Consider the following 26,019-nt stretch of genomic DNA (forward strand, 5'->3'; position numbering starts at 1 on the left):
CCTTGTTTTTCGGGCCCGTTTGGGGTTCCTCCGCGCTCTTCTCCCAACCTCTCCGGGGGCGGGGGTGGGGGGGGCGCCCGCCACAACGGGGGGCCCCCGGGTGCGGTTACTTCTTGGGGAGGTATTGATCGGGCATCGGCGAGCCTGGGAACCACTTCTCATAAAGCGTCTTCCAGGTGCCGTCCTGCATGGCCGCATGCAGGGCGGTGTTCAGCGCATCGCGAAGCTTGTCGTTGCCCTTGCGCAAGACGAAGCCTGCCGGCGCGTCGAAGGACGGGATGTTAACCGCGATCTTCAAGTCCGGATAACGAACGCCATAGTCCTTGGCTGCCTCGTAATCGAGGAAATGAGCGTCGACCGTGCCATTGTTGAGCGCCGAGACGGCCGAATTGTTGTCAGGAAATTTGACGAGATCAGTCCCGACAAAATTCTTCGCCGCATAGATTTCCTGCAGCGTACCCTGCACGACGCCAAGACGCTTGCCCTTGAGCCCGTCGGCCGACGTGATCGCCTTGTCTGACGTAAGCACGGAGAGATAGCCTGCAAGATACCCGTCGGAAAAGTCGACGGTCTTCTTACGCGCTTCCGTCGTGCCGATTGCCGCGACCGCGACATCGAAGCGCTCGTTGGCAACCGAAGGCATCAGCGCCGAGAATTCCTGACCGGTGAAGATCACCTGGTCCGGCTTGAAGCCAAGGCGGCTCGCGACGTTGCGGAACAATTCGATGTCGAACCCGGTGAATGTGCCGTCCGCCTGGGTGAAAGCGTAGGCTTGGCATCACCCATGGTACCAACGCTGATGACTTTCGCATCAATAAGACCATAGGGATTGTCATCCGCGGCGGCTGCTCCGGAAACAAAACCCGCGCCGATGCACACAGCCATAAGAGCCATTGCGCCGGCCCGGACCGGTGACATCAACGACTTGAGAATTCCTATCCTGCTCATGTCTTCTCTCCACTCTGAAGGTCTGTTCTTCTTGGTATTGACGTCGAGCCGGCAATCCCACGCTTGACATCGCCCGCCGCCGCGACCGCGGCATGCGCCTCTCGGCCCGCAATTTTCTAAAAGAGACCGGTCTCTTATTGATTGAGACCGGTCTCTTTGATAATCGTTATCGCCAGATTGACCTTCCGTCAACAACTCTTGTAGTCGTTCATCCAATGAAAAGAACCGCACCCAAGACCCAGTCGATAACGGTCAGCGATGTCGCCCGAGTGGCCAATGTGTCCAAAGCGACGGCCGCGCGCGTGCTCGGCGGATACGGTGTCGTCAGCGACACGATCCGCGCCAATGTCATGGCCGCCGCCAAGGCCCTTGACTACCGTCCGAACGAACTGGCCCGAAGCATGACGACCGGCAGGTCCGGCATCATCGGCGTGGTGGTCGGAGACATCGAAAACCCGTTCTTCAGCCTGGCGGTGCGTGGAATCAGCGACGCGGCAAGGGCGGCTGGCTTCAACGTCATCTTGGCCAACTCCGGCGAGCGGATCGACGCGGAAAGGGCAGCTGTGCGGCTGTTGATCGGCAAGCGCGTCGACGGACTGATCGTCACGCCGTCGGAATCGCGTGACATCTCACACCTGCGCGACATCCACCGTTCAGGCCGGCCGCTTGCCCTGCTTGACCGGGCGCTGCCTGATCTCGATGTCGACACGGTTACGGTTGACGATCGAGACATCGCCATGCGGGCGACCCGTATCCTTGTCGACGCCGGCCACAGCAAAATCGCCTATGTGACCGCGGTTGACGCCGAAGGCAATGAGTATCGCGACCTAGGACAAATCTACACCTCATCGGTCCGTGAGCGCATCGACGGCTTTCTCAAGGTGTGCCGGGACGCCGGAATTGATCGACCGGAACGTCATATTCGCCTTGGCGCGACAAGCCCCGACGAGACGCGAAAGCTCGCCGACAAACTGCTGTCGGGGCCAGATCGACCGACCGCAATCCTTGCCTCCGACAGTCTCATAGCCCTGGAGATCTTCAAGGTCATGCGCCAGCGCGGGCTGCGCATTCCACAAGACATCTCGCTCATCACTTTCCATGACGCGGACTGGACGAGCGTCACGACCCCGCCCATCACCGTCGTCGACCAGCCCGTCTATGCGCTGGGCAAAAGCGTCGCGGAACTGCTCATCCGCCGCTTGAAGGGCGAAGCACGGCCAGCTGAAAGGCTCATTCTGCCGACCACAATCATCGAACGCGGATCCGTTGGTCCGCCTGCTGCCTACAAGCTGTAGATTCTCAAAGCCGAGCGGTCCAAAGCATAGCATGGAAGCCTATGCCCGAGCGTCGGATGGTTTGTATTCTGCGCCCGCATCCTTCGGACCAAAGGAGCAAATCTCGACTCGAGCCAAGCCAGCTTCCTTGGTGCCAACCCGCCAATTTTTACCTTTGTGGAACCTCGAGCAGCGCCAAACCAGGCTGTCGTTACGGTGAAGTTGCCCACCAGAATCGTGTGATTTTACGCCACCGTCGGACGCTGCCCGCGGACGTGCATGTCCGTGCAATAGATGTGCAGCAGTCGTTTTGGCTTCTCAACCGAGTAGCGCTATTTCTAAGTGCCTGATTTCCCTTTGGAAATGGCACGGGCAGCAGGGCTCGAACCTACGACCTGCGGTTTTGGAGACCGCCGCTCTACCAACTGAGCTATGCCCGTACGTGCGCATGTCGGCGCAGCAGGCGCTTCCTAAAAGCTTCCGCACGCTCTGTAAAGGGTGGTTTGCAAGCAAACGTACCTTCACCCCCCCTGCGCCAGAAATCGGGACAGCTGACGACCAGCTCGTTCGGCGAGAGGTTACTTTGTTTTCAGCGGCCGATAGGGTCCGCCCGGCACGCCCCAGCCCCAGGCCGGCATCGGTTCCGTCTCGGGATCGCACGTCTCGCCGAGATTGGAGTTCATCTTGGCCAGACGCGATCCCCATTCGACATAGCCCATGAAGGCCGAACGGAATTCCGGATCGTCAGGCAGGCCGACCGCGTCGGCTGCATCGGCCAGGAGGCTAATCCAGCGGCGGCGCTGCTCCTCGCTCAGATGCTTGCCCAGATGGTGCATGACCATCTCGCGGTGGCCACCGAACTGCTCGCTGTAGGTTTTTGACCCGCCGAAAACCTCGCCGATGAAGGCCGCGACATGGGCGGGATGATCCGGCGACATGGTCTTGAACACCGGCCCGACGATCGGGTCCTGCGCCACCTTGTCGTAGAAAGTCTGGGTCAGCCGGTTCAGGGCCTCGCCGCCGCCGGCCCATTCGTAGAGGGTCGGGATATCCTGGCTCATTCTCGATCCTCCGCCTGCCTGGCGCCGCCAGCAGCGACGATAGCGGAACAATCGGAAGTGTCTCAACCTGCCTCGATGGCCAGTTCCGGCTTCGCCGCGGTCTACAATTTGGCCGGCGCGTCAGCCTCGGCATTGGCGGAGGGCCGGATCCGGCAATTCTCGGGTCTTGGCACCGCCTCGCAAATGGTGGCGCCGGTCAGCGCGTCGACCGATTGCAGGCTCGTCGTCAGTCCGACCTTCAGCATCATGCCGGGTTCCAGCCGGCGCTCGACCGAGCGACGCTCGATCGCCGCGAACAGGGCGGGAGCGATCGCCATCTCGTCGAGATAGGCCTTGACCATCTGCTTTTGCCCCATCAGGTAGAGGCTAAGTCGCGCCTGGGGACCGACAAGCCGCTTGATGCCGCCGGCAAGCATCAGCGCGCAGGCCGAATCGCACTCCACGCCCGCATCGATGCTCAGCCCGGCATAGGCGCCCTCTTTGGCCAGGCAATTCCACGCTCCCGGGTCACAGCCGACGAAATCGGTGCGGCCAACCGCGACGTCGAGCTTCCTTTCATGGATTAGCCGTCCCGCCGCCAGGGCGCTGAACAGGTCGCCTCCCCTCGAACTGACCACGACAGGCAGTTGCCGTTTGCCGAGCGTGGCGAGCAATTGGCGCAGCTTCTGCGGGGTCTGGGGAGTGATCGCGCCTTCCGCCGAGATCCATTCCGGGCAGTCTGGATTGCAGAGCGGATTGGTGCCGCGAACGACGACGAAGCGCATGTCTTCATCGCGCCGCTCTTCATCGTGTCGCGCCGGCTCGGGTTCGATCGCCGGCGGAGCAGGCTTGGCCGCGGTCGCCGTCAGGCCATCAGGCTTGTCCCCCGGCATTTCCCGGCAATTCGTGGCCAGGCGGCCGGGCTCGCACAGGCTTGCCGCGGTCAACAGGCCTACAGCGTCCGTGCTGGTGACCAGCTTCATCGCCAGCATGTCGTCGAGGGCGATCTGGTGAATTTCGCTGGCCGGCGTGCCCTTCATCGTTTCGAGCATGCCTTGTTCGATGCCCATCTGGTTGAGATAGGCCGCCAGCTTTTTCTCCACCGACTTGCTCATCTCGTAGGTCTTGTAGCTGCCGGCGTTCTTGCGGCTGACGATCTTTGTGTTGAGGATCTTCTTCTTGCCCCCCACGATGCGGTAGGTGGTGCGGTATTGCAATTTCGTGCGGATGTAGGTCGTGGTGATCTGATGGACGCCGAGATAGGCCCATTCGCCGGCCACCCGCCTGATACCGCCGGCAAACATCAGAGGACAGGCGGAATTGCACATGGCGCCATAGTCGATGACATCGCCGAAGTAGCGGGCGTCACGGTCCTGGCATCCCTTCGCACCGGGCTGGCAGCTGGAAAACACCGTCTTGCCGATGGCGATATCGAGCTTGTTCTTGCGGATCAGCCGGCCAAGCGTCAGCGCCGCCTCGACATTGCCGCCGGGAGAATCCACGACAACAGGCAGTTTCCGCCCGCCAAGCGTCTTCAGCATGCGTTTGAAGAGTGCCGGCGTGCCGGCTTCTATGGAGCCCTCGGCCGATATCCATTCCGGGCAGATCGGCTCGCACCCCGGTGCGTTGCTGCGGACAATGCCGAACCGCATCGTCGGCCCAAGATCCGGCGCCGCATCCGCCGCAAAGGCTACCGGGCCCGCGGCAAGCAATGCCAGCAGGCAGATCAAGGCCAGCGACCACAATGCCCGACAACGGTGAAGGCGCCCTGAAACCATTCTGCAAAAAGCCCCTTGATGCAACCTATACTAGACGAGGTCCAAGGGCTTGCAACAGGGTCGAGCGACAGGGCGGTAGCCGATAGCCCGGCAAACAAAAAAGGGCGGCCCGAAGACCGCCCTTTTCTTGTCGATCCGGCAAATGCCGGGCTCGATTATTCCTTGATGGTGACGACGATGCCGGCACCGACGGTGCGGCCGCCTTCACGGATAGCGAAGCGCAGCTTCTCTTCCATGGCGATCGGCACGATCAACTCGACATCGACCGTGATGTTGTCGCCCGGCATCACCATCTCGGTGCCTTCCGGCAGCGACACGATGCCGGTCACGTCCGTCGTGCGGAAGTAGAACTGCGGACGGTAGTTGGTGAAGAACGGCGTGTGACGGCCACCTTCGTCCTTGGTCAGGATGTAGGCTTCGGCCACGAACTTCTTGTGCGGCTTCACCGTGCCCGGCTTGGCCAGAACCTGACCGCGCTCGACACCTTCGCGATCAACGCCGCGCAGCAGCGCGCCGATGTTGTCGCCAGCCTGGCCCTGATCGAGCAGCTTGCGGAACATTTCCACGCCCGTGCAGGTCGTCTTGGTCGTCGGACGGATGCCGATGATCTCCAGCTCCTCGCCGACCTTGACCACGCCGCGCTCGACGCGGCCGGTCACGACCGTGCCGCGGCCCGAGATCGAGAACACGTCTTCGATCGGCATCAGGAACGGCTTGTCGAGCGGACGAACCGGCGTCGGGATGTAGGCATCGACCGCAGCCATCAGCTCGCGGATCGCGTCTTCACCGATCTTCTTGTCGCTGTCTTCCAGGGCAGCCAGAGCCGAACCCTTGACGATCGGAATGTCGTCGCCGGGGAACTCGTTCTTGGTCAGAAGCTCGCGAACCTCGAGCTCGACCAGTTCGAGCAGCTCGGCGTCGTCGACCTGGTCGACCTTGTTCAAGAACACCACGATCGACGGCACGCCGACCTGACGGGCCAGCAGGATGTGCTCGCGGGTCTGCGGCATCGGACCGTCGGCAGCCGACACGACCAGGATCGCGCCGTCCATCTGCGCGGCACCGGTGATCATGTTCTTCACATAGTCGGCGTGGCCGGGGCAGTCGACGTGAGCGTAGTGGCGGGCAGCCGTCTCGTATTCGACGTGCGCCGTCGAGATCGTGATGCCGCGCGCCTTTTCTTCAGGGGCAGCGTCGATCTGGTCGTAGCGCTTGTATTCGCCAAAATACTTGGTGATCGCCGCCGTCAGCGACGTCTTGCCATGGTCGACGTGGCCAATCGTGCCGATGTTCACGTGAGGCTTGTTACGCTCGAATTTACCTTTTGCCATTGTCTCTTTCCTTGGACGGCCCGGATCTTCAGTTCGGTCGAAGACCTTCAGTTCAGTCGAATGCGGGGCGATTAGCGACAAAGGCCAAAAAACACAAGCGTCTTTTGGCCGGGTGCCGTCTCACTCAGTCCGAACCATCGATCCGATTGCGGGGATATGACGAAGATATAGGAAGGCTCTGGGCAAAATGAAGGGGTAGCGGGCCGACCGATCGAGGCCGCGAAAGCGCTGGCTTGCTTGCCCGGCCCTGTCTGATTCATGGCCAGGCCATGGACCATTGCCGCCACCACCCGCCTCTGATCTTGTGGCCAGATGCATTTCATCCCTGCCTCTATCCGCGGCCCGCTGTTCATGATCGTCTCGACGGGATCGTATCTCGTCAACGACACGATGATGAAACTCGCGACGGCAGGCCTGCCGTCCTACGAAGTGCTGTTTCTGCGGGGTGCCGCGGCTGCGCTCTGGGGCTTCCCGCTGTTGTTCGCGCTGGGCTACGGCAAGCAGATCCCGCTGATCTTCGACAAGCGCGTACTGAGCCGGAACATGCTCGAGCTGGCGGCGATCCTTTGCTATGTGATCGCGCTCGCCAATATGCAGATTGCCGATTCCACCGCGCTCGGCCAGATCACGCCGCTCTTGATGCTGGTCGGCTCCTCGATCCTGTTTGGCGAGCGGATCGGCGGCCGGCGCATGGCGCTGATCGGGCTCGGCTTCGTCGGAGCGCTGATGGTGGCGCAGCCGAGCATGCAAGGCATTTCGGTCTACGCCTTGCTGGCGCTCGGCAATGCCACATTTGCGGCGGCGCGCGACCTTGCCGGTCGGCGGGTCGCGGTCGAGGTGCCGGGGATGATCGTGGCGATTTCCGCAGTCGTGGTGGTGCTGATCGGCGCCGGCGCCGCGCATCTGGTTTCAGAGCGCTGGGTCATGCCCGGGGCACATCACCTGCTGCTGATGGCGGGTGCTGGATTTTTCCTGATCTTCGGCCATTTCTTCATCTTCATGGCCTATCGCGTCGGACCGACCAGCGCCGTGGCACCGTTCTATTATTGCTTCACCGTCTGGGCGGTGATTTCGGGCCTGCTGGTGTTCGGGCAATTCCCAAACACACTGGCGATCTGTGGCATCCTGCTGGTGGTCGGCAGCGGGCTGACCATCGTGTCGCTGGATCAGCGTCAGCGCCGGCTGGCCGTCGTCGCCTGATGCATGTCGCCCAAAGTGCCCCGGATTTGGGAGAACGACATGCATAAACAAAGACCTGGAGCCTCCGCATCCACGCATGCGCGGATGAGCAGTTGCCGCGCCGAAAAAGATCGTCTAATCGGCGAAGCATAGTTCGATCGACGACGAGATGATCAATCAGCCAAGGGAGTTCCCCGTGACCGATTTTGACCAGAACAAGAGCTCCGACGCCGAGCACAAGGCCGCTATCCGCAAGTCGCTTGTCGGCTGGGCGGTGTTCATCGCGGGAACGCTGATCTTTTTCGTCGCCGCCGATGCAGTGCTGATGCCATAGACGAGCCTCTGCACGTACCGGCCCGAAGCCGGTCTTGCCTCAGCAGGACTTCGAAACGTCGGTCGACCCCGCAGGCGCCTAAAGCGTCCGCCTTGCGCTGAACTGATGGTAGGCCCACAGCACGACCACCGCTCCAACCACCGCGACGATCAGGCTGGAGATGTTGAGACCGGTGACACCCACGCCAAAGATCTGGCTGCAGATCACACCGCCGACAATGGCGCCGACGATGCCGAGGACGATATCCATGATCAGGCCCTGGCCGGTCTTGTTGACGATCTTGCTGCCCAGGAAGCCGGCAATGGCGCCCAGAATGATCCAACTGATGATACCCATTTTTTCCTCTCCATCCCCTCGCCAGCCGACATTTTCATAGGATTGTCAAAACCTCAAGCCAGCTTGAAATTCCGCCCGAATACTTCATTGTTGAAGATGGGACGGGCTTGGTCGCTATGGAGGATCCACTATGGGACTTTTTGACAATGCCGTTCCCGGCGGCAACATCACCAAACCCCTGATGATCGCGCTCGGCGCATTGCTGGTCGGCAAGATGCTGAGCGGCAGAAGTGCCGAAGAGCCAGAGCAGTCTCCCGCGCCCGCTCCGACCGCCCCCGTCCCGACGGAAACCACATCCGCCGATGGTGGCCTGGCTGGCGGATTGGGCGGTCTGCTCGACAAGCTCAGAAATGCCGGCCACGGTAATGCCGCCGACTCCTGGGTCGGCACCGGGCAGAACCAGCCGATCAACGCCAACGATCTTGGCGCCGCGATCGGACCGCAGATCATTCGCGAGATCGCGCAACGGACCGGGCTGGACGAGCAGGAACTGCTCAAGCAACTGTCCACCGCCCTGCCCGGCATCGTCGACAGGCTGACGCCGAACGGCCAGGTGCCGCAGCAGCACCAGGTCGCCACCGCGTTCAACAGCTGACGCGGCGCAGCCACCACAATTGGAGCGCTGCGCCTCGTGCGCAGTGTTTCGACTTGCCGGATGGGATGAGTGTCTGGAGCGGGTAGCGGGAATCGAACCCGCATATTCAGCTTGGAAGGCTGCTGCTCTACCACTGAGCTATACCCGCGCCGTTCCTCAAGTACCGGATTCATCCGAAAAGCGCCATGCACTTTTCGGTCCGATTCTTGTCACGTTTCAGGGCTTCCGGGCCGGCAGTGGTGGAGAGGGTTGGATTCGAACCAACGTAAGCTAAGCTAACGGATTTACAGTCCGTCCCCTTTAACCACTCGGGCACCTCTCCAGTCTGCCGCCGGAGCCATGCAACGAGGCATTCACGCCGATCCGGACCCGAGTTATGTGTTCTCCGAAACCAGCGCAGCGCCTTATGGCGGCAAGCCCATTGGGTGTCAACCGCGCAACCATGGTTTTTCGTTTCTGTTCGCCGGCTGTGACGGCGGGCCATATCCTTGGCCGGAGGAGACAGCTATAGAAGCCAGCCATGAGCGATAAAACCAACACCCCCAAAGACACCCATTACGCCAAGCTGCGCCGCGCCTATCGCGACGAGAAAAGCGGCGGCGCGCCGGCGTTCCGGCCCCGACAGCCGGTTCCGCCGGGCGAAAATGCCGCGGATGGCCTGGTGCGGCTCTACGGCCTGCACACCGTGCGCGCCGCACTCGACAATCCGCGCCGCAAGATTAGGAAGATGCTGGTGACGCGCAACGCGGCCGAGCGACTGGAAATCGCCGATCTCGCCGCCCTGCCCTTCAAGACGGAACTGGTCGAACCCAGGGACATCGACAAGATCACTGGGTCGGACGCCGTGCATCAGGGTGTGCTGATCGAGGCCGAGCCGCTGAAAGCCAAGCGGCTCGATGCGCTTGGCGACGCGAAGCTGGTGCTGGTGCTCGACCAGATCACCGACCCGCACAATGTCGGCGCTATCCTGCGCTCGGCGGTCGCCTTCGGCGCCGGCGCGCTGATCACCACAGCCCGCCACAGCCCGCAGGAATCGGGCGTGCTGGCGAAATCCGCCTCCGGCGCGCTGGAGCACATCGACCAGATCGAGGTGAAGAACCTCGCCGACGCACTCGGCCAGCTGCACGAGGCCGGCTTCCGCACCATCGGACTTGATTCGGACGCGCCGGCCGAACTCGAAAAGAGCTTTGCCGGAGAAAAGATCGCCCTGGTGCTGGGCGCCGAAGGCAAGGGCCTGCGCCAGAAGACGCGCGAGACGGTGACCACGCTGGCGCGGCTCGACATGCCCGGCGCCATCCATTCGCTCAACGTGTCGAATGCCGCGGCGATCAGCCTTTACGTGGCGCGGACATTTTTGAAGCGCGGCTAGAGCAATTCTAGGAAAAGTGTGAAGCGGTTTTCCTTCCAGAATTGCGTCAAAACAAAGAGTTAGAGCATTTCGCCATTTCCGTGAAACGGTGGAATGCTCTAAGCCAAAAATATCTCGAAACGAGAAACGGGTTCCGACAGACGCTGAAACCCGTTCTTCGACGGGCCAGGAGTTTGCGGCTTGGGAACGTTGCGCCGCCCTCTCCTGACCTATGCCGCTTTGCCCCTGGCGTCGGCTGCCTCGCTGCCGACCTCGAAATTGGCCATCCGCTCCAGCGCCCTGACCAGCGCCGAATGATCCTCCTTGGCGCCGCCATTGGCCGCGCAGGAATTGAACAGCTGCTGAGTCGTCGAGGTGTTGGGCAAGGAAACGCCGAGCGCCTTCGCGCCCTCCAGCGCGAGGTTCAGATCCTTCTGGTGCAGTTCGATGCGGAAACCAGGCGCGAAGGTGCGCTTGACCATGCGCTCGCCATGCACTTCCAGAATGCGCGAAGCCGCCAGCCCGCCCATCAGCGCCTGCCTGACCTTGGCCGGATCGGCGCCGGCTTTCGACGCAAAAACAAGCGCTTCGGCGACGGCTTCAATGGTCAGCGCAACGACGATCTGGTTGGCCACCTTGGTGGTCTGGCCAACCCCGTTCGGCCCGACCAGGGTGATGTTCTTGCCCATCTTCTCGAAGACGGGTTTGGCGCGCTCGAAAGGCTTTTCCTCGCCGCCGACCATGATGGTGAGCGACGCCGCCTTGGCACCGACCTCGCCGCCCGAGACCGGCGCATCGAGATAGTCGCAGCCGAGATCGTTGATCTTCTTTGCGAACACCTTGGTCTCGATCGGCGAAATCGAGCTCATGTCGATGACCAGCTTGCCCTTCGACAGGCCGGACGCGACGCTGTTGTCGCCGAACAGCACGTCGGCGACCTGCGGCGTGTCGGGCACCATGGTGATGATGATGTCGGCAGCCTTGGCAACGGCGGCATGGCCGGTAACTGACTTCAGCCCCTTGGCGACGATATCGGCCGGCGGCTTGGAGCGATGGTCGCTGGCGATGACCTTGTAACCCGCGTCCAGCAGATGCCCCGCCATCGGCGCGCCCATGATGCCGAGGCCGATGAAGCCGATGGTTTCCATTGTGGTTCTCCAAATGACTGTGTGAAACGCCCCCTCTAGTGCTTACGCCGCAGCACTTCCCTGCCCGGCCAGTTCGTTGAACCACCCCAGCCCGGCCTCCGTACCCGCTTTCGGCTTGTATTCCGCCCCGACCCAGCCGGAATAACCAATGCGGTCGATATGCTCGTAGAGGAAGGGATAATTGATCTCACCCGTCCCCGGCTCGTGACGGCCGGGATTATCCGCAAGCTGGATATGCGCGATGCGGCCAAGGTTAGCCTCGATGGTCCTGGCGAGATCCCCCTCCATGATCTGCATGTGATAGATGTCGTATTGCAGGAACAGGTTTTTCGAGCCGACGCGATCGATCAGCGCCAAGGCCTGATCGGAATAGTTGAGGAAGAAGCCCGGAATATCGCGCGTGTTGATCGGCTCGATCAGCAGCCTGATGCCGGCCTGCTCCAGCTTCTCCGCCGCGAAGGCGAGGTTTTCGGCAAAGACATCCTCCAGCACCTTGCGGTCGGCGGCGGCCGGCGCGATGCCGGCCAGGCAATTGACCTGCTGGCAGCCGAGCGCCTGCGCGTAGGTGATCGCCTTGGCGATGCCCTGGCGGAATTCCGGCACACGGTCCGGCAGCACCGCAATGCCGCGTTCGCCGTTGCCCCAGTCGCCGGCTGGAAGATTGAACAGCACCTGGGTCAGGCCGTTCTTCTTCAACCGGGCCGCGACGACATCGGGGGCATGGTCATAGGGGCCGATATATTCGACGGCCTTGAAGCCGGCGCGGGCGGCGGCATCGAAACGGTCGAGGAACTCATGCTCGCCAAAGAGCATCGACAGATTGGCTGAAAAACGCGGCATTCTTTTTCTCCTAATCCAACATCACAATCGCCGTCGGCGCATCTTCCTGATGTTCGGCAAGCTCCTCGAATTCAGTGATCTTGTCGATCTCGGTACCCATGGAGATGTTGGTGACGCGTTCGAGGATGAATTCGAGAACGACCGGAATCCGGTGCTCCTTCATCAGCCGCTGCGCTTCCTTGAAGGCACCGGCGAACTCTTCGGGCTTGCGCACCCTGACCGCCTTGCAGCCCATCGCCTCGGCGACGGCAACATGGTCGACGCCATAGCCGGCCTCGGGATCGCCTGACCGGTTGATGTTCTCGAAGGCAAGATCGACCTCGAAATCCATCGAAAACCCACGCTGCGCCTGGCGGATCAGGCCGAGATAGGCGTTGTTCACGACGACATGCAGATAGGGCAATTTGTGCTGTGCGCCGACCGCCAGTTCCTCGATCATGAACTGGAAATCATAGTCGCCCGACAGCGCCACGATGGTGCGGTCCGGGTCGGCGGCGCGAACGCCAAGGGCAGCCGGCAAGGTCCAGCCGAGCGGGCCGGCCTGGCCGCAATTGATCCAGTTGCGCGGCTTGTAGACATGCAGGAACTGCGCCCCGGCAATCTGCGACAGGCCGATCGTGGTGACATAGGTGACGTCGCGGCCGAACGCCTTGTTCATCTCCTCATAGACACGCTGCGGCTTCAGCGGCACCTGGTCGAAATGCGTCTTGCGCTTCATCGTCTTCTTGCGGGCCTGGCATTCCTTCGCCCAGATCGACCAGTCGCGCAGCTTGCCCGCCGTCTTCCATTCGGTGGCGACGTCGAGCAGCATCTTCAGCGCCGCGCCAGCATCCGAGACGACGCCGAGATCCGGCGCGAAGACGCGGCCGATCTGCGTCGGCTCGATGTCGACATGGATGAATTTTTTGCCCTTTGTATAAACGTCGACCGAGCCGGTGTGGCGGTTGGCCCAGCGGTTGCCGATGCCGAAGACGAAGTCGGCTTCCAGCATCGTCGCATTGCCATAGCGGTGCGAGGTCTGCAGCCCGCACATGCCGGCCATCAGCCGGTGGTCGTCGGGGATCGCGCCCCAGCCCATCAAGGTCGGGATGACCGGCACGCCTGAAATTTCGGCGAATTCGATGAGCAGATCCGATGCATCGGCGTTGATGATGCCGCCGCCGGCGACGATCAGCGGCTTTTCGGCGGCGTTGAGCATCGTCAACGCCTTTTCGGCCTGGGCGCGTGTCATGGCCGGCTTGAACGGCGTCAACGGCTCATAGGCGTCGATGTCGAATTCGATTTCGGCGAGTTGCACGTCGACCGGCAGGTCGATCAGCACCGGGCCGGGACGTGACGAGCGCATCAGGTGAAACGCCTTCTGCAGCGCCATGGGGACGAGATAGGGTTCCATGACGGTGACTGCCCATTTGGCGACCGGCGCGGCAATGGCTGATATGTCGACGGCCTGGAAATCCTCCTTGTTCAGCCGCGCCCGCGGCGCCTGACCGGTGATGCACAGGATCGGAATGGAATCCGCGGCGGCCGAATAGAGCCCGGTGATCATGTCGGTGCCGGCTGGACCCGAAGTGCCGATGCACAGGCCGATATTGCCCGCCTTGGCGCGGGTGAAACCTTCCGCCATGTGCGAGGCGCCCTCGACGTGACGGGCAAGCACATGGCGGATCGTGCCCCTGGCCTTCATTGCCGAATAGAACGGATTGATCGCCGCGCCCGGCACGCCGAAAGCGCAGGAAATGCCTTCCTTTTCGAGAACGAGAACCGCGGCATCGACAGCGCGCATCCTGGCCATTTTCCAGCCCTCCACGGGTTTGTCATTGTTGGATTGGCCAAGGATGTCAGCACGCCGGTTATTTTTCAATTTTTTCAGAATATTTTTTCATTTCTAGAAAACGGCGTCACTTTCTTGATTTTATTTGATTTTGTGTTTTCCAGGAATCCGACCCGCGAACGTAGTGAAAAACTTTTTCATTGTGCATTTGGCGAAACCGGCCGAGATTGACTGCATGGAAACCACCGAAAAACGCCAGCGCGGACGGCCGCGCGCTTTCAACGGGCCGTCGGAGGCCAGCTCGGTGCAGTCGCTCGACCGGGCGCTGCGCATCTTGGCCATTGTCGCGGAAGGCAGCGGCCTGTCGCTGAGCGAGATCTCTGCGCAGAGCGGCCTTGCCGCGTCCACCGCCTATCGCATGCTGACGACGCTGCAAAACCACGGCATGGTCGAATTCGACACATCAGACCAGCTCTGGTCGATCGGCGTCGAGACCTACCGCATGGGCGCGGCCTTCCTGCGCCGCCGCAAACTGGTCGACCGCGCCCGTGTCGTCATGCAGGAGCTGATGGAAAGAACCGGCGAGACCGCCAATCTCGGCGTCGCCGAGGACGATTGCGTGGTCTTCGTCAGCCAGGTCGAGACGCACCAGGCGATCCGCGCCTTCTTCCGGCCGGGCACGCGCAGCCCGTTCCATGCGTCGGGCATCGGCAAGGCGGTGCTGGCGCATCTCGAGCCGGAGCGCGTCGGAACCATCCTGCGCAAGGCCGGACTGCAGCGCTTCACCGACAGGACGCTGTCCGACATTTCAGCGCTTGCCCACGATCTGGCGCGGATCAAGCTGCGCGGCTGGTCGGTCGACGACGAGGAGCGGCATCCCGGCATGCGCTGCGTGGCGGCCGCCATCTTCAACGAATTCGGCGAGCCGATTGGCGGCGTTTCGGTGTCGGGGCCAACGGTGCGGGTGACGCCGGAGCGGCTGGCCGAGATCGGCCCGCTGGTGCGCGATGCCGCGGCCGAGGTGACCCGGATGATCGGCGGCATCAGGGCGACCTGACGGTCCGATCGTTTCAAGCACAGCGAAAGAGGGGCTGCGGGGCGCCCCTCTTCTGGCTGATTGAAACGCCTCCTCCTCTCAAAGACGGCAGTAGTGGCGATAGCCGTCGTGGCCGAGATAGGTGTCGGAGTCCGCATCATAGCTCTGGTAGCGGTCATAGCAGCGGCGGACGTGCCACGAGCCGCCGCCTTCGTCGACATAGACGGTACGCGGCTGGGCGAGCAGGCTGCCGAGGACGAAGCCGCCGACGCCGGCGGCAATGCCGATGCCGATTTCGCGGTTGTGGTGATGGCTGTGGGCGGCCGAGGGCTGGACGGTGCCGGCCAGCGTGGCGGCGGCAACTGCAGTGGCGATGAGGCCGGAAACGAGTGTGCTCTTGAACATGACGATCTCCTTGCTTCGTTGACCGAGGCGATCCATCCGCCTCTTGATCATCTGTCGTCGCGGCCAGGAAAAAGGTTCGAATCTTTTTTCGATTTTTCTGGGATCGGAGAAATCGGATCGACCGAGGTCATGCTGACGGCGACCTTGCGAGAGCTTGGCGAAGAAGTTGATGCGGCTGATCTCCCCCCTTGCGGGGGAGATGCCCGGCAGGGCAGAGGGGGGTGCTGTCCCGCCAGCTTGTCAACCAATCAGGGCGAGGCAACCGCACGGACAAAATAGAGAAAGTTCATGGGGAAGCCGGTGATCCTTCACACCCCCCTCTGTCCTGCCGGACATCTCCCCCGCAAAGGGGGAGATCGGCAGCTTTGCCGTCCCCACTTCACAAAGTGATCGCCCAACGCAAAAAGGGCGGCCGAAGCCGCCCTTTTGGGAAATTGGGTCCCTCCATCAAAGGAAAATGATCACCCTGCCGTGCCTGTGGTGATGGTTGTGGTGGTGGTTGTAGTGCTTCCACCAGAACTTCTTGAAGTGCTTCTTGTGATGGTTGTGGTGGTGATGATGATGACCGTGCATGCCGTGGGCTGACGACGTGCCGACAGTGCCGGCGAGCGCGCCGGTGGCGACGAAGATGGCGACGAGGCCTGAGGTAAGAGTGCGCTTCAACATGATGATCTCCTGGATCTTTTGATCGAGGCGACCCATTCGCCTCTAACCATCAGTCGGCGCGGCGCGGCAAAAGGTTCGAAAGGTCTTGGAGATTTTTCGGAAGGCAGTAGGCAGTAGGCAGTAGGCAGTAGGCAGTAGGCAGTAGGCAGTAGTGAAACGGCACCATGCGCATCCGAACGATGCAATCCCTATTCCCTATTCCCTATTCCCTATTCCCTATTCCCTATTCCCCTATTCCCTCACCCCATCCCCGTGACATGGCGCAGCCAGAACGCCAGCGCGATGAAGCCGATGATGGTGGTGACGCCGGTCCAGTCGACATTGGCCTTCTTCACATCACTGATGATCTTCACCAGCAGCATCCAGGCCACGAAGATGATCGGGAGAATGACGACAAATCTGATCATGCGACACCCCTGCTCGAAGCGATTGCACCTCCCCTAGATGTAGGAAGCGATCCGGCGCTTTTCAGGATGCCCTGCCCCGACAGCCTATGCCGCATGCCGAGAAAAACGGAGTTTTGTCTTTACTGGCGCAACAAATATGCTAACCGGAGCGCCGTGCCCTTGTAGCTCAGCTGGTAGAGCAGCGGTTTTGTAAACCGAAGGTCGGCGGTTCGATTCCGTCCGGGGGCACCAGCAAAGTGCGGCAATTGAGTAAATTCAGATAGTTAATCTATTGTCCTCGAGTTCGATCCGCCGCCTGATCCACCTTGGAAATCATGCACTTACCGGCGAGAATATCCGCCCCGGAGCATCACCATGTGGAAAGCCCGCCACCGTGCGGCGGCGGGATTTATTGAAGATTAGAACGGCACCTTCCACGCTCCGCTCTCGAATTTCCGGATAATGCCCGCGTCGAAACCTGACTGCCATTCCTCGCCGGCGTTGAGTTTCATTCCAGAGGTTGTGGCGGCGCCGGTGTTCGGCCGCGGAAGTCCGGAACTCCTCGAGGGATGCCTGTTTGCACCGGCCTTCCTGATACCTAGTCGCCGAATTCAGGCGCAGCAACTTAGTCCACAGGTGTGACTTCCTAGCTACATACAAAGTTGCAGGCTCATCGATATAAAGCGCTTGGCGATTTGATGGGGATTTCATGAAAGCTTTTTTGCTCGCTTCATTCGTTGCGCTTTCGGCGGCTCCGGCCATCGCTGCCGATATGATGACCGCTCCTGTCGACACCCATGAATGGACCTGGCAAGGGCCATACGCCGGCGTGTTCGGCGCCGGAACGTTGGAACATTACAAGATCTATGAGCCGGGCGCCCAGGCTGGCGCAACGCACAACGTCGGCTCGGCCGCGGTCGGCGGCTTTGCAGGTTATAACTTCCAGTCCGGCAAGATTGTCTATGGCGTTGAAGGCGAGCTTGGCTACCGCTTTAAGAAGAACACCTTCGACGATATTCCAGGCCCAGGCGTTCTCGACGCCTCCACAGGTTTGTTCGGATCCGTAAAGGGTCGCGTTGGCATGGACATGGGAGCCTACATGCCGTTTGTCACGGCTGGTGTAACCGCCGCAAAGCTGAAGACGTTCTATCCAGGTGGAAACGCCGAGCGGGATGCAACTTTGGTCGGTGGTATTGTTGGAGCAGGCATCGACGTCGCTCTCACACACAACGTGTTCTTGCGAGGCGAATACGATTTCTCCTTCTTCGGCAAGAAGTCGCTTGAATATTGCGGCGGCGGATGCACGCTGGAACACACGCTTCAGACGCACGATTTCCGCGTCGGCATCGCGATGAAATTCTAACTGTTCAGCGCGTCTCCGACGTTGACGCGCTCCGCAGGAATAGCAAGACCAAGGTCCAGCTTGCGAACGGCCTTCCGCGGGCGCAATGTCGCCAAGAACCCGACGGCCAGGGGTCTGGATCGCAAATAGTTCGCGGTTCAGGCCCTTCCTCCGTTTGGGACCATGCTATGCGGCTCTTCTGCCGGGTGCTCCGGCCCTTGTGGTGCTGGGCGGTCAATTCCACCTGATGATGAACGACGCTTCCTCGCCGGTGATCTCCTTGATGGATTTCAACAGCACCTCATGCACTGCTTGGAGCGATCGGCAATGATCGCAGCTTGGCGATAGAAGCGGCTGCACGATGCTCTTTTGAAGCCGCCTCGCCCAGCGGCGGCGTGTGGACCTGCTCGGGCTCCATCGGAGGATGAACTTCGAATGGCAAGCACCGGACGCATCACGCCCACGATGGGAATCCAAAGCACTAAAATGATTGCACTGGGAAACCTTTTTGGAGGCATCGACATTGTCGGGTTTGCATGGCCCGCTTCTACTTTGATCTGACCGACAACGGCGAATTCTATCCCGACACCAAGGGCACAGAGCTTCCGAGCGTGGAGGCCGTGGAAGACGAGGCCGCACGGGCGCTTTTGGAAATAGCGAAAGACGCGATGCCGGACGGCACTCATCGTCAGGTAGCGTTCCACGTTCGCGACGATACCAACGCCGCTTTGTTGGTCGTTAAGGTCACGTTCGAGCTAATACGATTGGGCAGCGATGAAATGGAGCAAAGCGGCGTTCCGCCCGATTAGGAGATGACCGGCAGACCGTGCTACATAGGGGATGAAATTTCCCCGCCCAGCTTACATGGTCTACCTTCCGCCACTGCCTGGCCTCCCATATCTAGCTGCCACTTTGACGGTGGATGGAGCAATCACGGCGGCGCCGTTTGACACGGCGGATGAAGCCGCAGCCTTCAACAAGCTGATGGCGAAAGCGGAACATCCCGGCAAGGCGATTTTGAATTGAACGCCGCCGAGGTCAGGCAAGATTGTCCGCGACGGTCTATCCCCCTCGACGCCTTCGATGAGATTGTATTAGCGAGTGCCCTGCGTGCCCGCCTGGCTCATGAGCGAGCGCGAATGCACGTCTTGTTTGAACAGCTTACTCACGCCCGAATGCTCGTTAGAGACGCCGCCGCGATCCGCGCCCATCTGCGCGCGGCCCTTGCGTATCAAACCGTACGTTGAATCCTTCTTGGGTCACGCGTGAGAAGAGAGTAAATAAATCCCTTCGCAGCAAGGGAGGCCGCGATGGTTGAAACGCATATGGAAGTCGCATGCGCGGCTATCGAAACCAGCTTTCGGTTGCGGCACCATTCCCTGGCCGGAACTGCCTCGTTTCGCCGCGATATGGATCACTCCCGACGTGCAATCGAGGCATCACGCGAACTGCTCAAGCGCCTTCGCCAACGTCACCGCGATGACATGGCCCAGGGGTGGGAAGATCCGGGCCCGACTCCTGCTTCCGTCTCCGCCTTCGATGCTGATATTCTTCGCTCTGCATTTCGAGCCCTGGTCAGGGATATGAGCGTGCCTGAATGTCAATGGCGCGATTTGGCTGAGAGCTTGGTCCGCGAATATGTCGGGTGCGAGCAGATCGACGTTGGCCTGTTGGATTGGATCACCCACAAGTAGTCACCAACGCAAAACAGCCCGTCCCGCCCACATTGCCGGTGACACGAAACGGGCTGCGGAAGCCGGCATGCGGTGCTTCCTGCAATCCAACTTTGTGCGCGCACGGTTGTTCCGTCAGCTTCTGCTGACAAGCGGGTACATTCTGCTGCCGTGGCCATTCGACAGTCGCTGGTAGAGTAGACCCGCCGCTCCATTTGCGAAGCGACGGGCTCTCGCCCACCCCATACCTGTCAGAGCAATTTAGATGCCAAACTTTTTGACCCGTTATGGGGCACAGCCGTCGCCTTTGCAGTCGGTTCTACCCCGCCGTAGGAGGCACCGGCCCAGTAATGTTCCACCGGATGAACTCGACTTCCTTCCCGGTGACTTCCCGCAACGCGTTTAACAGCACCTCATGCAGGACGCGCGTCTGCCTGAATCCGATTCTGCCTGAATCCGATTCTGCCTGCCGATCACCGCGCGCAGTTCGGGTTCTCCCCCCTCGCGCTTCACGGATTCGATGAACATCAGTTCGCCGAGCCCGTGATGCTCCAAATATTCCAAGTTTGCTGTCTTTTATGACACGCTCGCGACCTGGGTGGATGCCCCAACCCCGGTGAACGTGTTCCGGACCCTGACGGACTTGTAGACGTAGGCGACCCAGAGCCCTGTCAGCACAAACGAGACTATCGGGGCCACCAGCGCATCGCCTGCGAGCACCAGGCTCACCGGAACGCCCAGAACTGACGCAACCCAGATCGTGTCCAGGATGAAAACGACAGGAATCGCCAGCCACTGGAGCAGAAACAATTGCGGAAAGCGGTGGCTTCGCCGCAGCATCGAAACGAGCACAACCAGCTGAAGCGCCAGAAATGCCAGATTGAGAGCAAGTTCGCCATACACCGCCAGGGGTCCGTTCGGGAGGGTCATGAGTTGCTGGTAGCCGTCGGCCGAATTGGCGAAGTCGGCAAGTGTGCGCAACGGTGATAACGTCTGACCGATCGCCAGCAGCATTAACCAGCCGCCGAAGCCCACAAGAGCCTCGGGATTCTGCGACGGCTTCGCGGCTGATCGAACAGCAAAGAAAACAGGCACGCCGATCAACAGCAGCAAGATCGCCCAATGCCAGATAGAAAACGTCCCCATTTACCCCTCCCCCGTTTTTGCTCCTATAAGTTGTATCAGGTTTTAAATTCAACTCAAGAGCCGACATGCATCTGAAACCAGGTCTTATGCGGAAGCAACGCTTTCTCCTGCCCTTTCCTGCCACTCACACCCCAATCGCCGCCACCAATATCCTGTTCTGCCTCCGTACCGCCGCCCGCAATTCCGCAATCCTCGCCGCGTCGCGCTTCACGAATTCGATGAACATCATGTTCATATTGTTGAAGATCAGTTCGCCGAGCGCCGCCCCGTCTATGTCCTGCCGCACAAGGCCGAGCGCTTGCAGGCGGACGATCAGAGCGCGGATCTGTTCCGTTAGCGCGCGGTCGAGCGCGGTGTAGGCTTGGCCGAACGGGCTATCGGGCAGTTGCGTTGAGATCGCCATCGCCTGCCGCCACATCTCCTTGCTGAGATAGTGCAGCGAGTGCTCGATATAGATGCCGATCAGCGTGTCCAGCGCGTCGCCGACATTGGCCGGCGGCCGGGCGACGACGCCCTGACCGGCATTCAGCACCTCGTTGACCTCCAGCGAGACGATGGCGCCGAGGATGTCGCCCTTGTTTTCATAGTAATTGTAGATGGTGCCGACCGAGACCTCGGCCTGGGCGGCGATCGCCTCGATCTTGGCGCCTTCGTAGCCGGCCTCGCGAAACAGTTCCGCCGCCGCCTCGATGATGCGCCTGTGCCGGTCCGCCTTTTGCCTTGCCCGCAATCCGCTCATATCAGCCTCTTGCCATAAAAACAGAATTGACTCAATTTTAGAATTGGTTCAATTTTTTGCAAGAAGCCACAAAGGCAAGGGAGAACACTCGATGTCCGCTAAACCTACATCCAGGAATCCGCTTTCCATCCTGAAGAGCCATCTGCATGCAGCGTGCGCCGCCACGACGCTGCTGCTCGGAGCCGGCAGCGCCGCCCGGGCCGCCGACCTCAACGCGCTGATCTGGTGCGATCATGCCGATCCGGCATTGCTGCAGCCGTTCGAGGAGGCCAATGGCGTCAAGGTCAACGTCAAGGAATTCGAGGGCACCGGCGCCGGGTTGGCCATCGTCGAACAGTCGCAGCCGGGCGACTGGGACGTGATGGTGATCGACAGCATCGACATACCGCGCGGCGTCGAAAAGGGCCTGTTCGAGCCGCTGCCGGAAGACAAGCTGCCACTGGCCGACCTGTTTGCGCAGGTGAAGATGGACGGCTCCACCGTCGTCGGCGGCAAACGCTACGGCATTACCGAGAAATTCGGCTACAACACGATCGGCTACAACAAGACCAAGGTCGACCCGGCCGACATGCAGTCGATGGCCGCGCTCACCGGCGACAAGTACAAGGGCAAGGTCGCCATCTACGACTACTATCTGCCGGTCATCGGCATGGCCGCGCTGGCCATCGGCAAGAAGACGGCCGATCTCACCGAAGCCGACCTGCCCGCCCTCAAGGACGAGCTTTTGAAGATGAAGGCGAACGCCAAGCTGGTCGGCGAAGTGACCGCCAGCCAGACGGCGCTGGCGACCGGCGAGGTCGACATTCTGGTCGGCGGTGGCGAATGGGTGACGGCGGGCCTGGCCAAGGAGAACCCCGCGCTGGACTTCTCCATCCCCAAGGAGGGTGCGGTGCTGTGGTCGCAGTCGCTGGCCATGTTCAAGGATTCCAAGAACAAGGACATGGCGCTGAAGTTCATCCAGTACATTATGAGCCCGGAAGGCCAGGCGCGGCTTGCCACCTCGTCCTGCTATTGGGGCATGCCGGCGAACACCAAGGCAGCGCTCACCGACGACCAGAAGAAGGTCCTGCGTTTCGACGAGCAGCCGGGCTTCCTGGCGCGCGCCCAGGCCTATCCAGCGCCGAATGCCGATCTCGACAAGAAGATGCAGGACATGTGGACCGAAATGCTGCAGGCAAAATGAGCTGTAACCGCTCATGAGCACCTCGGCAAACAACCTCCCCAGGGCGGGCCGTGCTCTGCCCCGGGCGAGTTCTACTCTGCCCTGGGCGCTGGTCACGCCGGCGCTCGGCTGGACGCTGCTGTTCTTCGTGCTGCCTTTCGTCGCGATGGGGTTTTCCAGCCTGACGGCGCATGAGGGCGGCGGCTTCACGGCGTCCAATTACAGCCAGTTCTTCACCAACCCCTCCTACTGGCAGGCGATGGTGAACTCGCTGCAGGTGACCGCGATCGTCACCGTAATCTCGGTGCTGCTCGCCTACCCCTTTGCCTGGATCCTCGCCGAACAGGTGCCGGAACGCTGGCAGCGGCTGGCGCTGATGCTGGCCGTGCTGCCGTTCTGGACATCCTATGTCGTGCGCTCCTACTCGTGGCTGCTGGTGCTGGCGCAGAACGGCGTCGTCAACCGGGCGCTGACCGGCTCTGGCCTGATCAGCGAGCCGCTGCAACTCGCCAACACGCGTTTCGCCACCGTCACCGGCTTCGTGCACTTCTTCGTCATGCTGTTGACGTTGACCATCTTTGCCAACCTCAAGCAGCTCAGTCCGAGCTATCGCAAAGCCGCCGCCGATCTCGGCGCCGGGCCGGTGCGCACCTTCCTGCATGTCGTGCTGCCGCTGACCTTGCCCGGCATCATGGTCGGCGCCTTCCTCACCTTCGTGCTGTGCATCGGCGACTACATCACGCCGCAGATCCTGGGCGGCAACAACGAGCTGCTGATGCCGCAGCTGGTGATGATGCAGATCGGCCGGCGCGGCGACTTTCCGCTGGCCTCAGCGCTGTCGATCATCCTGATGGCGGTCGTCACCATCGCCTACCTCGCCTGCGCCCGTTGGCTGAAGATCGAGCGGGGCTGAGATGCGCAGGATTGTCCGCATCGCCTCCTGGCTCTACGCGATCGCCGTCTACGGCTTCATCTTCCTGCCGGTCGTCGTACTGGTGCTGTTTTCGCTGCAGGCGACGTCGTTCCCGATCCCGCCCTTCACCGGCCCGTCGCTGCGCTGGTACGAGGCGGTTCTTTCGGACACGCGGCTGACCTCGGCGCTGGTCAACTCGCTGCTGGTGGCATCCATTTCCTCGCTCGCAGCCGTCACGCTCGGCTTTCTCTCCGCCTGGGGCTTTGCCCGCTTCGTCCTGCCTGGCTCCGGCCTGCTGCGCGGGCTGATCACCCTGCCGCTGACGGTCAGCTATCTCATCATCGGCATGGGGCTGCTGGTGCTGTTCAACTGGGCCGGCGTACCGAAATCCTTGCTTGCCGCCGGCATCGGCCATGTCGTGATCAACCTGCCGCTGTGCTTTGCCATCATCTACAGCCAGATGGGCGATCACCAGATCAACATCGAACGCGCCGCGCGCGACCTCGGCGCGCCGGAATGGAAGGTGCTGCTGCTGATCACAGTGCCGGTCATGGCGCCTGCCATCTTCGCCGGCTTCTTCCTGTCGATGACCTTCTCCTGGGACGAGTTCGTGATCTCCTTCCTGCTCACCCGCTTCGACACCACGCTGCCGGTCGAGATCTGGAACCTGCTGCGCTCCGGCCTCAACCCCAAGACCAACGCCGTCGGCTCGCTGGTCTTCGCCGTCTCCATCGTGCTGGTCGTGCTGTTCGAACTGACATTGCTGCGCAGGAGAAAGGCATGACCGCGCCTTTGGTCGATATTCGTGCCGTCTCGCACCGCTTCGGCCAGCACACCGTGCTGAAGGATGTCTCGCTGCAGATCGAGCCGGGCAGCTACACGATCCTGCTCGGGCCGTCCGGCTCCGGCAAGACGACGCTCTTGTCCATTCTGGGCGGCTTCGTCACGCCCAGCGAAGGCAAGGTGTTCATCCGTGGCGAGGACTGTACTTCGGTGCCGCCGGCCAAGCGGCCGACGACGACGGTGTTCCAGGACTATGCGCTGTTCCCGCATATGAGCGTCGGCAGCAATGTCGGCTTCGGCCTGCGCATGCAGGGGGTCGACGGCACGACACGCGCGGCAAAGGCGCGCGAGGCGCTGGCCCTGGTTGGTCTCGCCGCTGCTTTCGACAAGAAACCGCACCAGCTCTCCGGCGGCCAGCGGCAGCGCGTGGCGCTGGCGCGGGCGCTGGTGATCGAGCCGGCGGTGCTTTTGCTCGACGAGCCGCTCGGCGCGCTCGATCTCAAATTACGCCGGCAGATGCAGGACGAGTTGAAGGCAATCCAGAAGCGCGTCGGCACCGCCTTCATCCACGTCACCCACGACCAGGAAGAAGCGATGGCGCTGGCCGACCATTGCGTGGTGATGAATGACGGGCGCATCGAGGACGAAGGTCCGCCCGAGCGCGTCTACGCACGGCCGGCGACGCGCTTTTCGGCGACCTTCATGGGCGAAAGCACGATCCTTGCCGGCACGGTCACGGAGGCGAAGGAGAGGACAAGCACCGTCGCCACGCCCGTCGGGCCGATCTCGCTGCCCGGCGCCTTGCCGGTCGGCTCTGCCGTTGCGCTGGCCATACGGCCGGAGCATCTTGTCCTCGGCGAGGCCAGCGGCTGTGTCAGGCTCGGCACGGCCAGAGTGAGCGACGTCGTCTTCCAGGGCAGCTTCAAGCGCGTGCTTGCCGTCTCCGTCGAAGACCCCTCGCTTCACTTCATCGCCAGGCTGCCCGCGACAGCCACCGCCCGGCCGGGCGACACAGTTGCCGTTTCGTGCGATACCGACCAGATCATCCTGCTGACGGACTGAACTTTTCTGACGGGTTGAAAATGGCAACACTTCCGCTCATCAAGGCACCGGACTGGTACGAAACCATCCGCATGAGCGATGGCGTGACCTTGATCCACGAGCCATGGATAAAACCGTTCTTCCGCTGCAATATGTGGCATGTGCGCGGCCGCGACCGCGATCTCCTCTTCGACACTGGGCTCGGCCATTTCAGCCTTCGGCGTCATGTGCCGCTGGTCAGCGAGCGCAAGCTGACCTGCGTCGCCAGCCACACGCATTTCGACCATATCGGCTGCCATCACGAATTTCCGGACCGCTGCGTACACGCCGCCGAGGCCGACATCCTCGCCGATCCGCGCAACGAATGGACGGCAGCCGGCACCTATGCGACCGACGAGATGTTCGATGGCATGCCGCAAGGCTGGGACACGGCGCGCTACGGCATCCTGCCCGCACCGGCCGGCCGTCTGCTCGACCATGGCGACGTCGTCGATCTCGGCGACCGGGCCTTCGAGGCGATCCACACGCCCGGCCATTCGCCCGGCGGCATCGCGCTCTACGAAAACAGGACGGGCATCCTGTTATCCGGCGACATCATCTATGACGGCCCGCTGATCGACGACGTCTACCACTCGGTTGTCGATGACTATGTCGCTACGCTGCTGCGTATGCGCGACCTCGATGTCTCGGTCGTGCATGGCGGCCATTTCCCCAGCTTCGGCAAGGTGCGCTACCGCCAGCTTGTCGACGAGTATCTGGCGCAGAAGCGGCAGGCCGGCTGCCATCTGCGGCAGCCCTGAAGCAG

26 protein-coding genes, 4 tRNA genes and 1 pseudogene are annotated in these 26,019 nt (G+C 61.5%); 15 read left to right on the top strand and 16 right to left on the bottom strand.

Annotated elements, in window-relative coordinates; translation table 11 throughout:
- Positions 1-106: 106 nt before the first annotated feature.
- Positions 107-948, bottom strand: a pseudogene (locus NKI21_RS07675) (ABC transporter substrate-binding protein).
- Between the two features lie 215 nt (positions 949-1,163).
- Between NKI21_RS07675 and NKI21_RS07680 the strand changes: the two are divergent.
- Positions 1,164-2,243, top strand: a complete 1,080-nt coding sequence (locus NKI21_RS07680; RefSeq protein ID WP_023814284.1) for a LacI family DNA-binding transcriptional regulator — start codon at positions 1,164-1,166, stop codon at positions 2,241-2,243.
- Between the two features lie 343 nt (positions 2,244-2,586).
- On the opposite strand, the gene NKI21_RS07685 is transcribed toward NKI21_RS07680, so the two are convergent.
- The 4 genes from NKI21_RS07685 to tuf all read right to left on the bottom strand — a co-directional run bounded on the left by NKI21_RS07685 (position 2,587) and on the right by tuf (position 6,371).
- Positions 2,587-2,662, bottom strand: a tRNA-Trp gene (locus NKI21_RS07685).
- A gap of 138 nt (positions 2,663-2,800) precedes the next feature.
- The gene (locus NKI21_RS07690; RefSeq protein ID WP_023814283.1) at positions 2,801-3,283 is read right to left on the bottom strand and encodes a group II truncated hemoglobin; all 483 of its coding nucleotides are present in this window, start codon (positions 3,281-3,283) and stop codon (positions 2,801-2,803) included.
- 101 nt (positions 3,284-3,384) lie between these two features.
- Positions 3,385-5,040 carry a COG3904 family protein gene (locus tag NKI21_RS07695; RefSeq protein WP_023814282.1) on the bottom strand — a complete coding sequence of 552 codons (1,656 nt, stop codon included), beginning with the start codon at positions 5,038-5,040 and terminating at the stop codon, positions 3,385-3,387.
- Between the two features lie 155 nt (positions 5,041-5,195).
- Positions 5,196-6,371, bottom strand: coding sequence for an elongation factor Tu (gene tuf / locus NKI21_RS07700; RefSeq protein ID WP_095090666.1), 1,176 nt, complete (start codon positions 6,369-6,371; stop codon positions 5,196-5,198).
- A gap of 312 nt (positions 6,372-6,683) precedes the next feature.
- On the opposite strand from tuf, the gene NKI21_RS07705 reads away from it, so the two are divergent.
- Both NKI21_RS07705 and NKI21_RS07710 read left to right on the top strand, forming a co-directional pair.
- Positions 6,684-7,571 (top strand): DMT family transporter, encoded by an 888-nt coding sequence (locus NKI21_RS07705; protein ID WP_352439972.1) that lies wholly within the window; start codon positions 6,684-6,686, stop codon positions 7,569-7,571.
- A 175-nt stretch (positions 7,572-7,746) separates the two neighbouring features.
- Complete coding sequence (locus NKI21_RS07710) at positions 7,747-7,884, top strand: hypothetical protein (RefSeq protein WP_164778452.1); 138 nt, start codon at positions 7,747-7,749, stop codon at positions 7,882-7,884.
- 78 nt (positions 7,885-7,962) lie between these two features.
- Here NKI21_RS07710 and NKI21_RS07715 read toward each other — a convergent pair whose 3' ends face one another.
- A complete protein-coding gene (locus NKI21_RS07715; protein ID WP_023812088.1) occupies positions 7,963-8,220 on the bottom strand; it encodes a GlsB/YeaQ/YmgE family stress response membrane protein in 258 nt (85 codons plus the stop codon).
- 130 nt (positions 8,221-8,350) lie between these two features.
- Here NKI21_RS07715 and NKI21_RS07720 point away from each other — a divergent pair, with 130 nt between their 5' ends.
- Positions 8,351-8,815 (top strand): YidB family protein, encoded by a 465-nt coding sequence (locus NKI21_RS07720; protein WP_352439971.1) that lies wholly within the window; start codon positions 8,351-8,353, stop codon positions 8,813-8,815.
- Positions 8,816-8,889: 74 nt separating this feature from the next.
- On the opposite strand, the gene NKI21_RS07725 is transcribed toward NKI21_RS07720, so the two are convergent.
- Positions 8,890-8,963: transfer RNA gene (locus NKI21_RS07725), tRNA-Gly, on the bottom strand.
- Between the two features lie 89 nt (positions 8,964-9,052).
- Positions 9,053-9,137, bottom strand: a tRNA-Tyr gene (locus NKI21_RS07730).
- A 198-nt stretch (positions 9,138-9,335) separates the two neighbouring features.
- Here NKI21_RS07730 and rlmB point away from each other — a divergent pair.
- The gene (gene rlmB, locus NKI21_RS07735) at positions 9,336-10,184 is read left to right on the top strand and encodes a 23S rRNA (guanosine(2251)-2'-O)-methyltransferase RlmB (protein WP_352439970.1); all 849 of its coding nucleotides are present in this window, start codon (positions 9,336-9,338) and stop codon (positions 10,182-10,184) included.
- 209 nt (positions 10,185-10,393) lie between these two features.
- Here the strand turns inward: rlmB and NKI21_RS07740 are convergent, their stop codons facing one another.
- From NKI21_RS07740 to gcl, 3 genes are read right to left on the bottom strand one after another with little or no spacing between them, the layout of a single operon-like run.
- Positions 10,394-11,311, bottom strand: a complete 918-nt coding sequence (locus NKI21_RS07740; RefSeq protein ID WP_352439969.1) for a 2-hydroxy-3-oxopropionate reductase — start codon at positions 11,309-11,311, stop codon at positions 10,394-10,396.
- Positions 11,312-11,353: 42 nt separating this feature from the next.
- The gene (gene otnI / locus NKI21_RS07745) at positions 11,354-12,151 is read right to left on the bottom strand and encodes a 2-oxo-tetronate isomerase (protein ID WP_352439968.1); all 798 of its coding nucleotides are present in this window, start codon (positions 12,149-12,151) and stop codon (positions 11,354-11,356) included.
- A gap of 10 nt (positions 12,152-12,161) precedes the next feature.
- Positions 12,162-13,943 carry a glyoxylate carboligase gene (gcl, locus tag NKI21_RS07750; RefSeq protein WP_352439967.1) on the bottom strand — a complete coding sequence of 594 codons (1,782 nt, stop codon included), beginning with the start codon at positions 13,941-13,943 and terminating at the stop codon, positions 12,162-12,164.
- Between the two features lie 214 nt (positions 13,944-14,157).
- Here gcl and bhcR point away from each other — a divergent pair, with 214 nt between their 5' ends.
- Positions 14,158-14,979: an HTH-type transcriptional regulator BhcR gene (bhcR, locus tag NKI21_RS07755; protein WP_127295745.1), complete on the top strand. Its 822-nt coding sequence runs from the start codon at positions 14,158-14,160 to the stop codon at positions 14,977-14,979.
- A 78-nt stretch (positions 14,980-15,057) separates the two neighbouring features.
- On the opposite strand, the gene NKI21_RS07760 is transcribed toward bhcR, so the two are convergent.
- From NKI21_RS07760 to NKI21_RS07770, 3 genes are all read right to left on the bottom strand, one after another.
- The gene (locus NKI21_RS07760; protein ID WP_023812095.1) at positions 15,058-15,363 is read right to left on the bottom strand and encodes a BA14K family protein; all 306 of its coding nucleotides are present in this window, start codon (positions 15,361-15,363) and stop codon (positions 15,058-15,060) included.
- A gap of 447 nt (positions 15,364-15,810) precedes the next feature.
- Complete coding sequence (locus tag NKI21_RS07765; RefSeq protein ID WP_352439965.1) at positions 15,811-16,029, bottom strand: hypothetical protein; 219 nt, start codon at positions 16,027-16,029, stop codon at positions 15,811-15,813.
- Between the two features lie 239 nt (positions 16,030-16,268).
- Entirely contained in the window at positions 16,269-16,436 is a 168-nt protein-coding gene (locus NKI21_RS07770; RefSeq protein WP_352439964.1) for a hypothetical protein, read from the bottom strand.
- A gap of 155 nt (positions 16,437-16,591) precedes the next feature.
- On the opposite strand from NKI21_RS07770, the gene NKI21_RS07775 reads away from it, so the two are divergent.
- The 4 genes from NKI21_RS07775 (at position 16,592) to NKI21_RS07790 (ending at position 19,451) form a co-directional block, all read left to right on the top strand.
- Positions 16,592-16,667, top strand: a tRNA-Thr gene (locus NKI21_RS07775).
- A 457-nt stretch (positions 16,668-17,124) separates the two neighbouring features.
- Positions 17,125-17,778: an outer membrane protein gene (locus NKI21_RS07780; RefSeq protein WP_128305850.1), complete on the top strand. Its 654-nt coding sequence runs from the start codon at positions 17,125-17,127 to the stop codon at positions 17,776-17,778.
- A gap of 515 nt (positions 17,779-18,293) precedes the next feature.
- Complete coding sequence (locus NKI21_RS07785; RefSeq protein WP_023812099.1) at positions 18,294-18,566, top strand: DUF6894 family protein; 273 nt, start codon at positions 18,294-18,296, stop codon at positions 18,564-18,566.
- Between the two features lie 501 nt (positions 18,567-19,067).
- The gene (locus NKI21_RS07790; protein WP_352439950.1) at positions 19,068-19,451 is read left to right on the top strand and encodes a hypothetical protein; all 384 of its coding nucleotides are present in this window, start codon (positions 19,068-19,070) and stop codon (positions 19,449-19,451) included.
- 555 nt (positions 19,452-20,006) lie between these two features.
- On the opposite strand, the gene NKI21_RS07795 is transcribed toward NKI21_RS07790, so the two are convergent.
- Together NKI21_RS07795 and NKI21_RS07800 are read right to left on the bottom strand one after the other, a co-directional pair.
- Positions 20,007-20,576, bottom strand: a complete 570-nt coding sequence (locus tag NKI21_RS07795; RefSeq protein WP_128305852.1) for a DUF2569 family protein — start codon at positions 20,574-20,576, stop codon at positions 20,007-20,009.
- 124 nt (positions 20,577-20,700) lie between these two features.
- Complete coding sequence (locus NKI21_RS07800; RefSeq protein ID WP_352865148.1) at positions 20,701-21,315, bottom strand: TetR/AcrR family transcriptional regulator; 615 nt, start codon at positions 21,313-21,315, stop codon at positions 20,701-20,703.
- A gap of 91 nt (positions 21,316-21,406) precedes the next feature.
- On the opposite strand from NKI21_RS07800, the gene NKI21_RS07805 reads away from it, so the two are divergent.
- The 5 genes from NKI21_RS07805 to NKI21_RS07825 are packed head-to-tail and all read left to right on the top strand — an operon-like array spanning position 21,407 to position 26,014.
- Complete coding sequence (locus tag NKI21_RS07805; protein WP_352865151.1) at positions 21,407-22,498, top strand: polyamine ABC transporter substrate-binding protein; 1,092 nt, start codon at positions 21,407-21,409, stop codon at positions 22,496-22,498.
- Positions 22,499-22,511: 13 nt separating this feature from the next.
- The gene (locus NKI21_RS07810) at positions 22,512-23,390 is read left to right on the top strand and encodes an ABC transporter permease (RefSeq protein ID WP_352865154.1); all 879 of its coding nucleotides are present in this window, start codon (positions 22,512-22,514) and stop codon (positions 23,388-23,390) included.
- A 1-nt stretch (position 23,391) separates the two neighbouring features.
- A complete protein-coding gene (locus NKI21_RS07815; RefSeq protein WP_352865157.1) occupies positions 23,392-24,174 on the top strand; it encodes an ABC transporter permease in 783 nt (260 codons plus the stop codon).
- Complete coding sequence (locus tag NKI21_RS07820) at positions 24,171-25,235, top strand: ABC transporter ATP-binding protein (protein ID WP_352865160.1); 1,065 nt, start codon at positions 24,171-24,173, stop codon at positions 25,233-25,235. The genes NKI21_RS07815 and NKI21_RS07820 overlap by 4 nt, the downstream gene beginning before the upstream one ends.
- A gap of 20 nt (positions 25,236-25,255) precedes the next feature.
- Positions 25,256-26,014, top strand: coding sequence for an MBL fold metallo-hydrolase (locus NKI21_RS07825; RefSeq protein WP_352865163.1), 759 nt, complete (start codon positions 25,256-25,258; stop codon positions 26,012-26,014).
- Positions 26,015-26,019 lie beyond the last annotated feature (5 nt).

Origin of the sequence: Mesorhizobium sp. M0715, from assembly GCF_040320355.1 — a bacterium.
Lineage (GTDB): Bacteria > Pseudomonadota > Alphaproteobacteria > Rhizobiales > Rhizobiaceae > Mesorhizobium.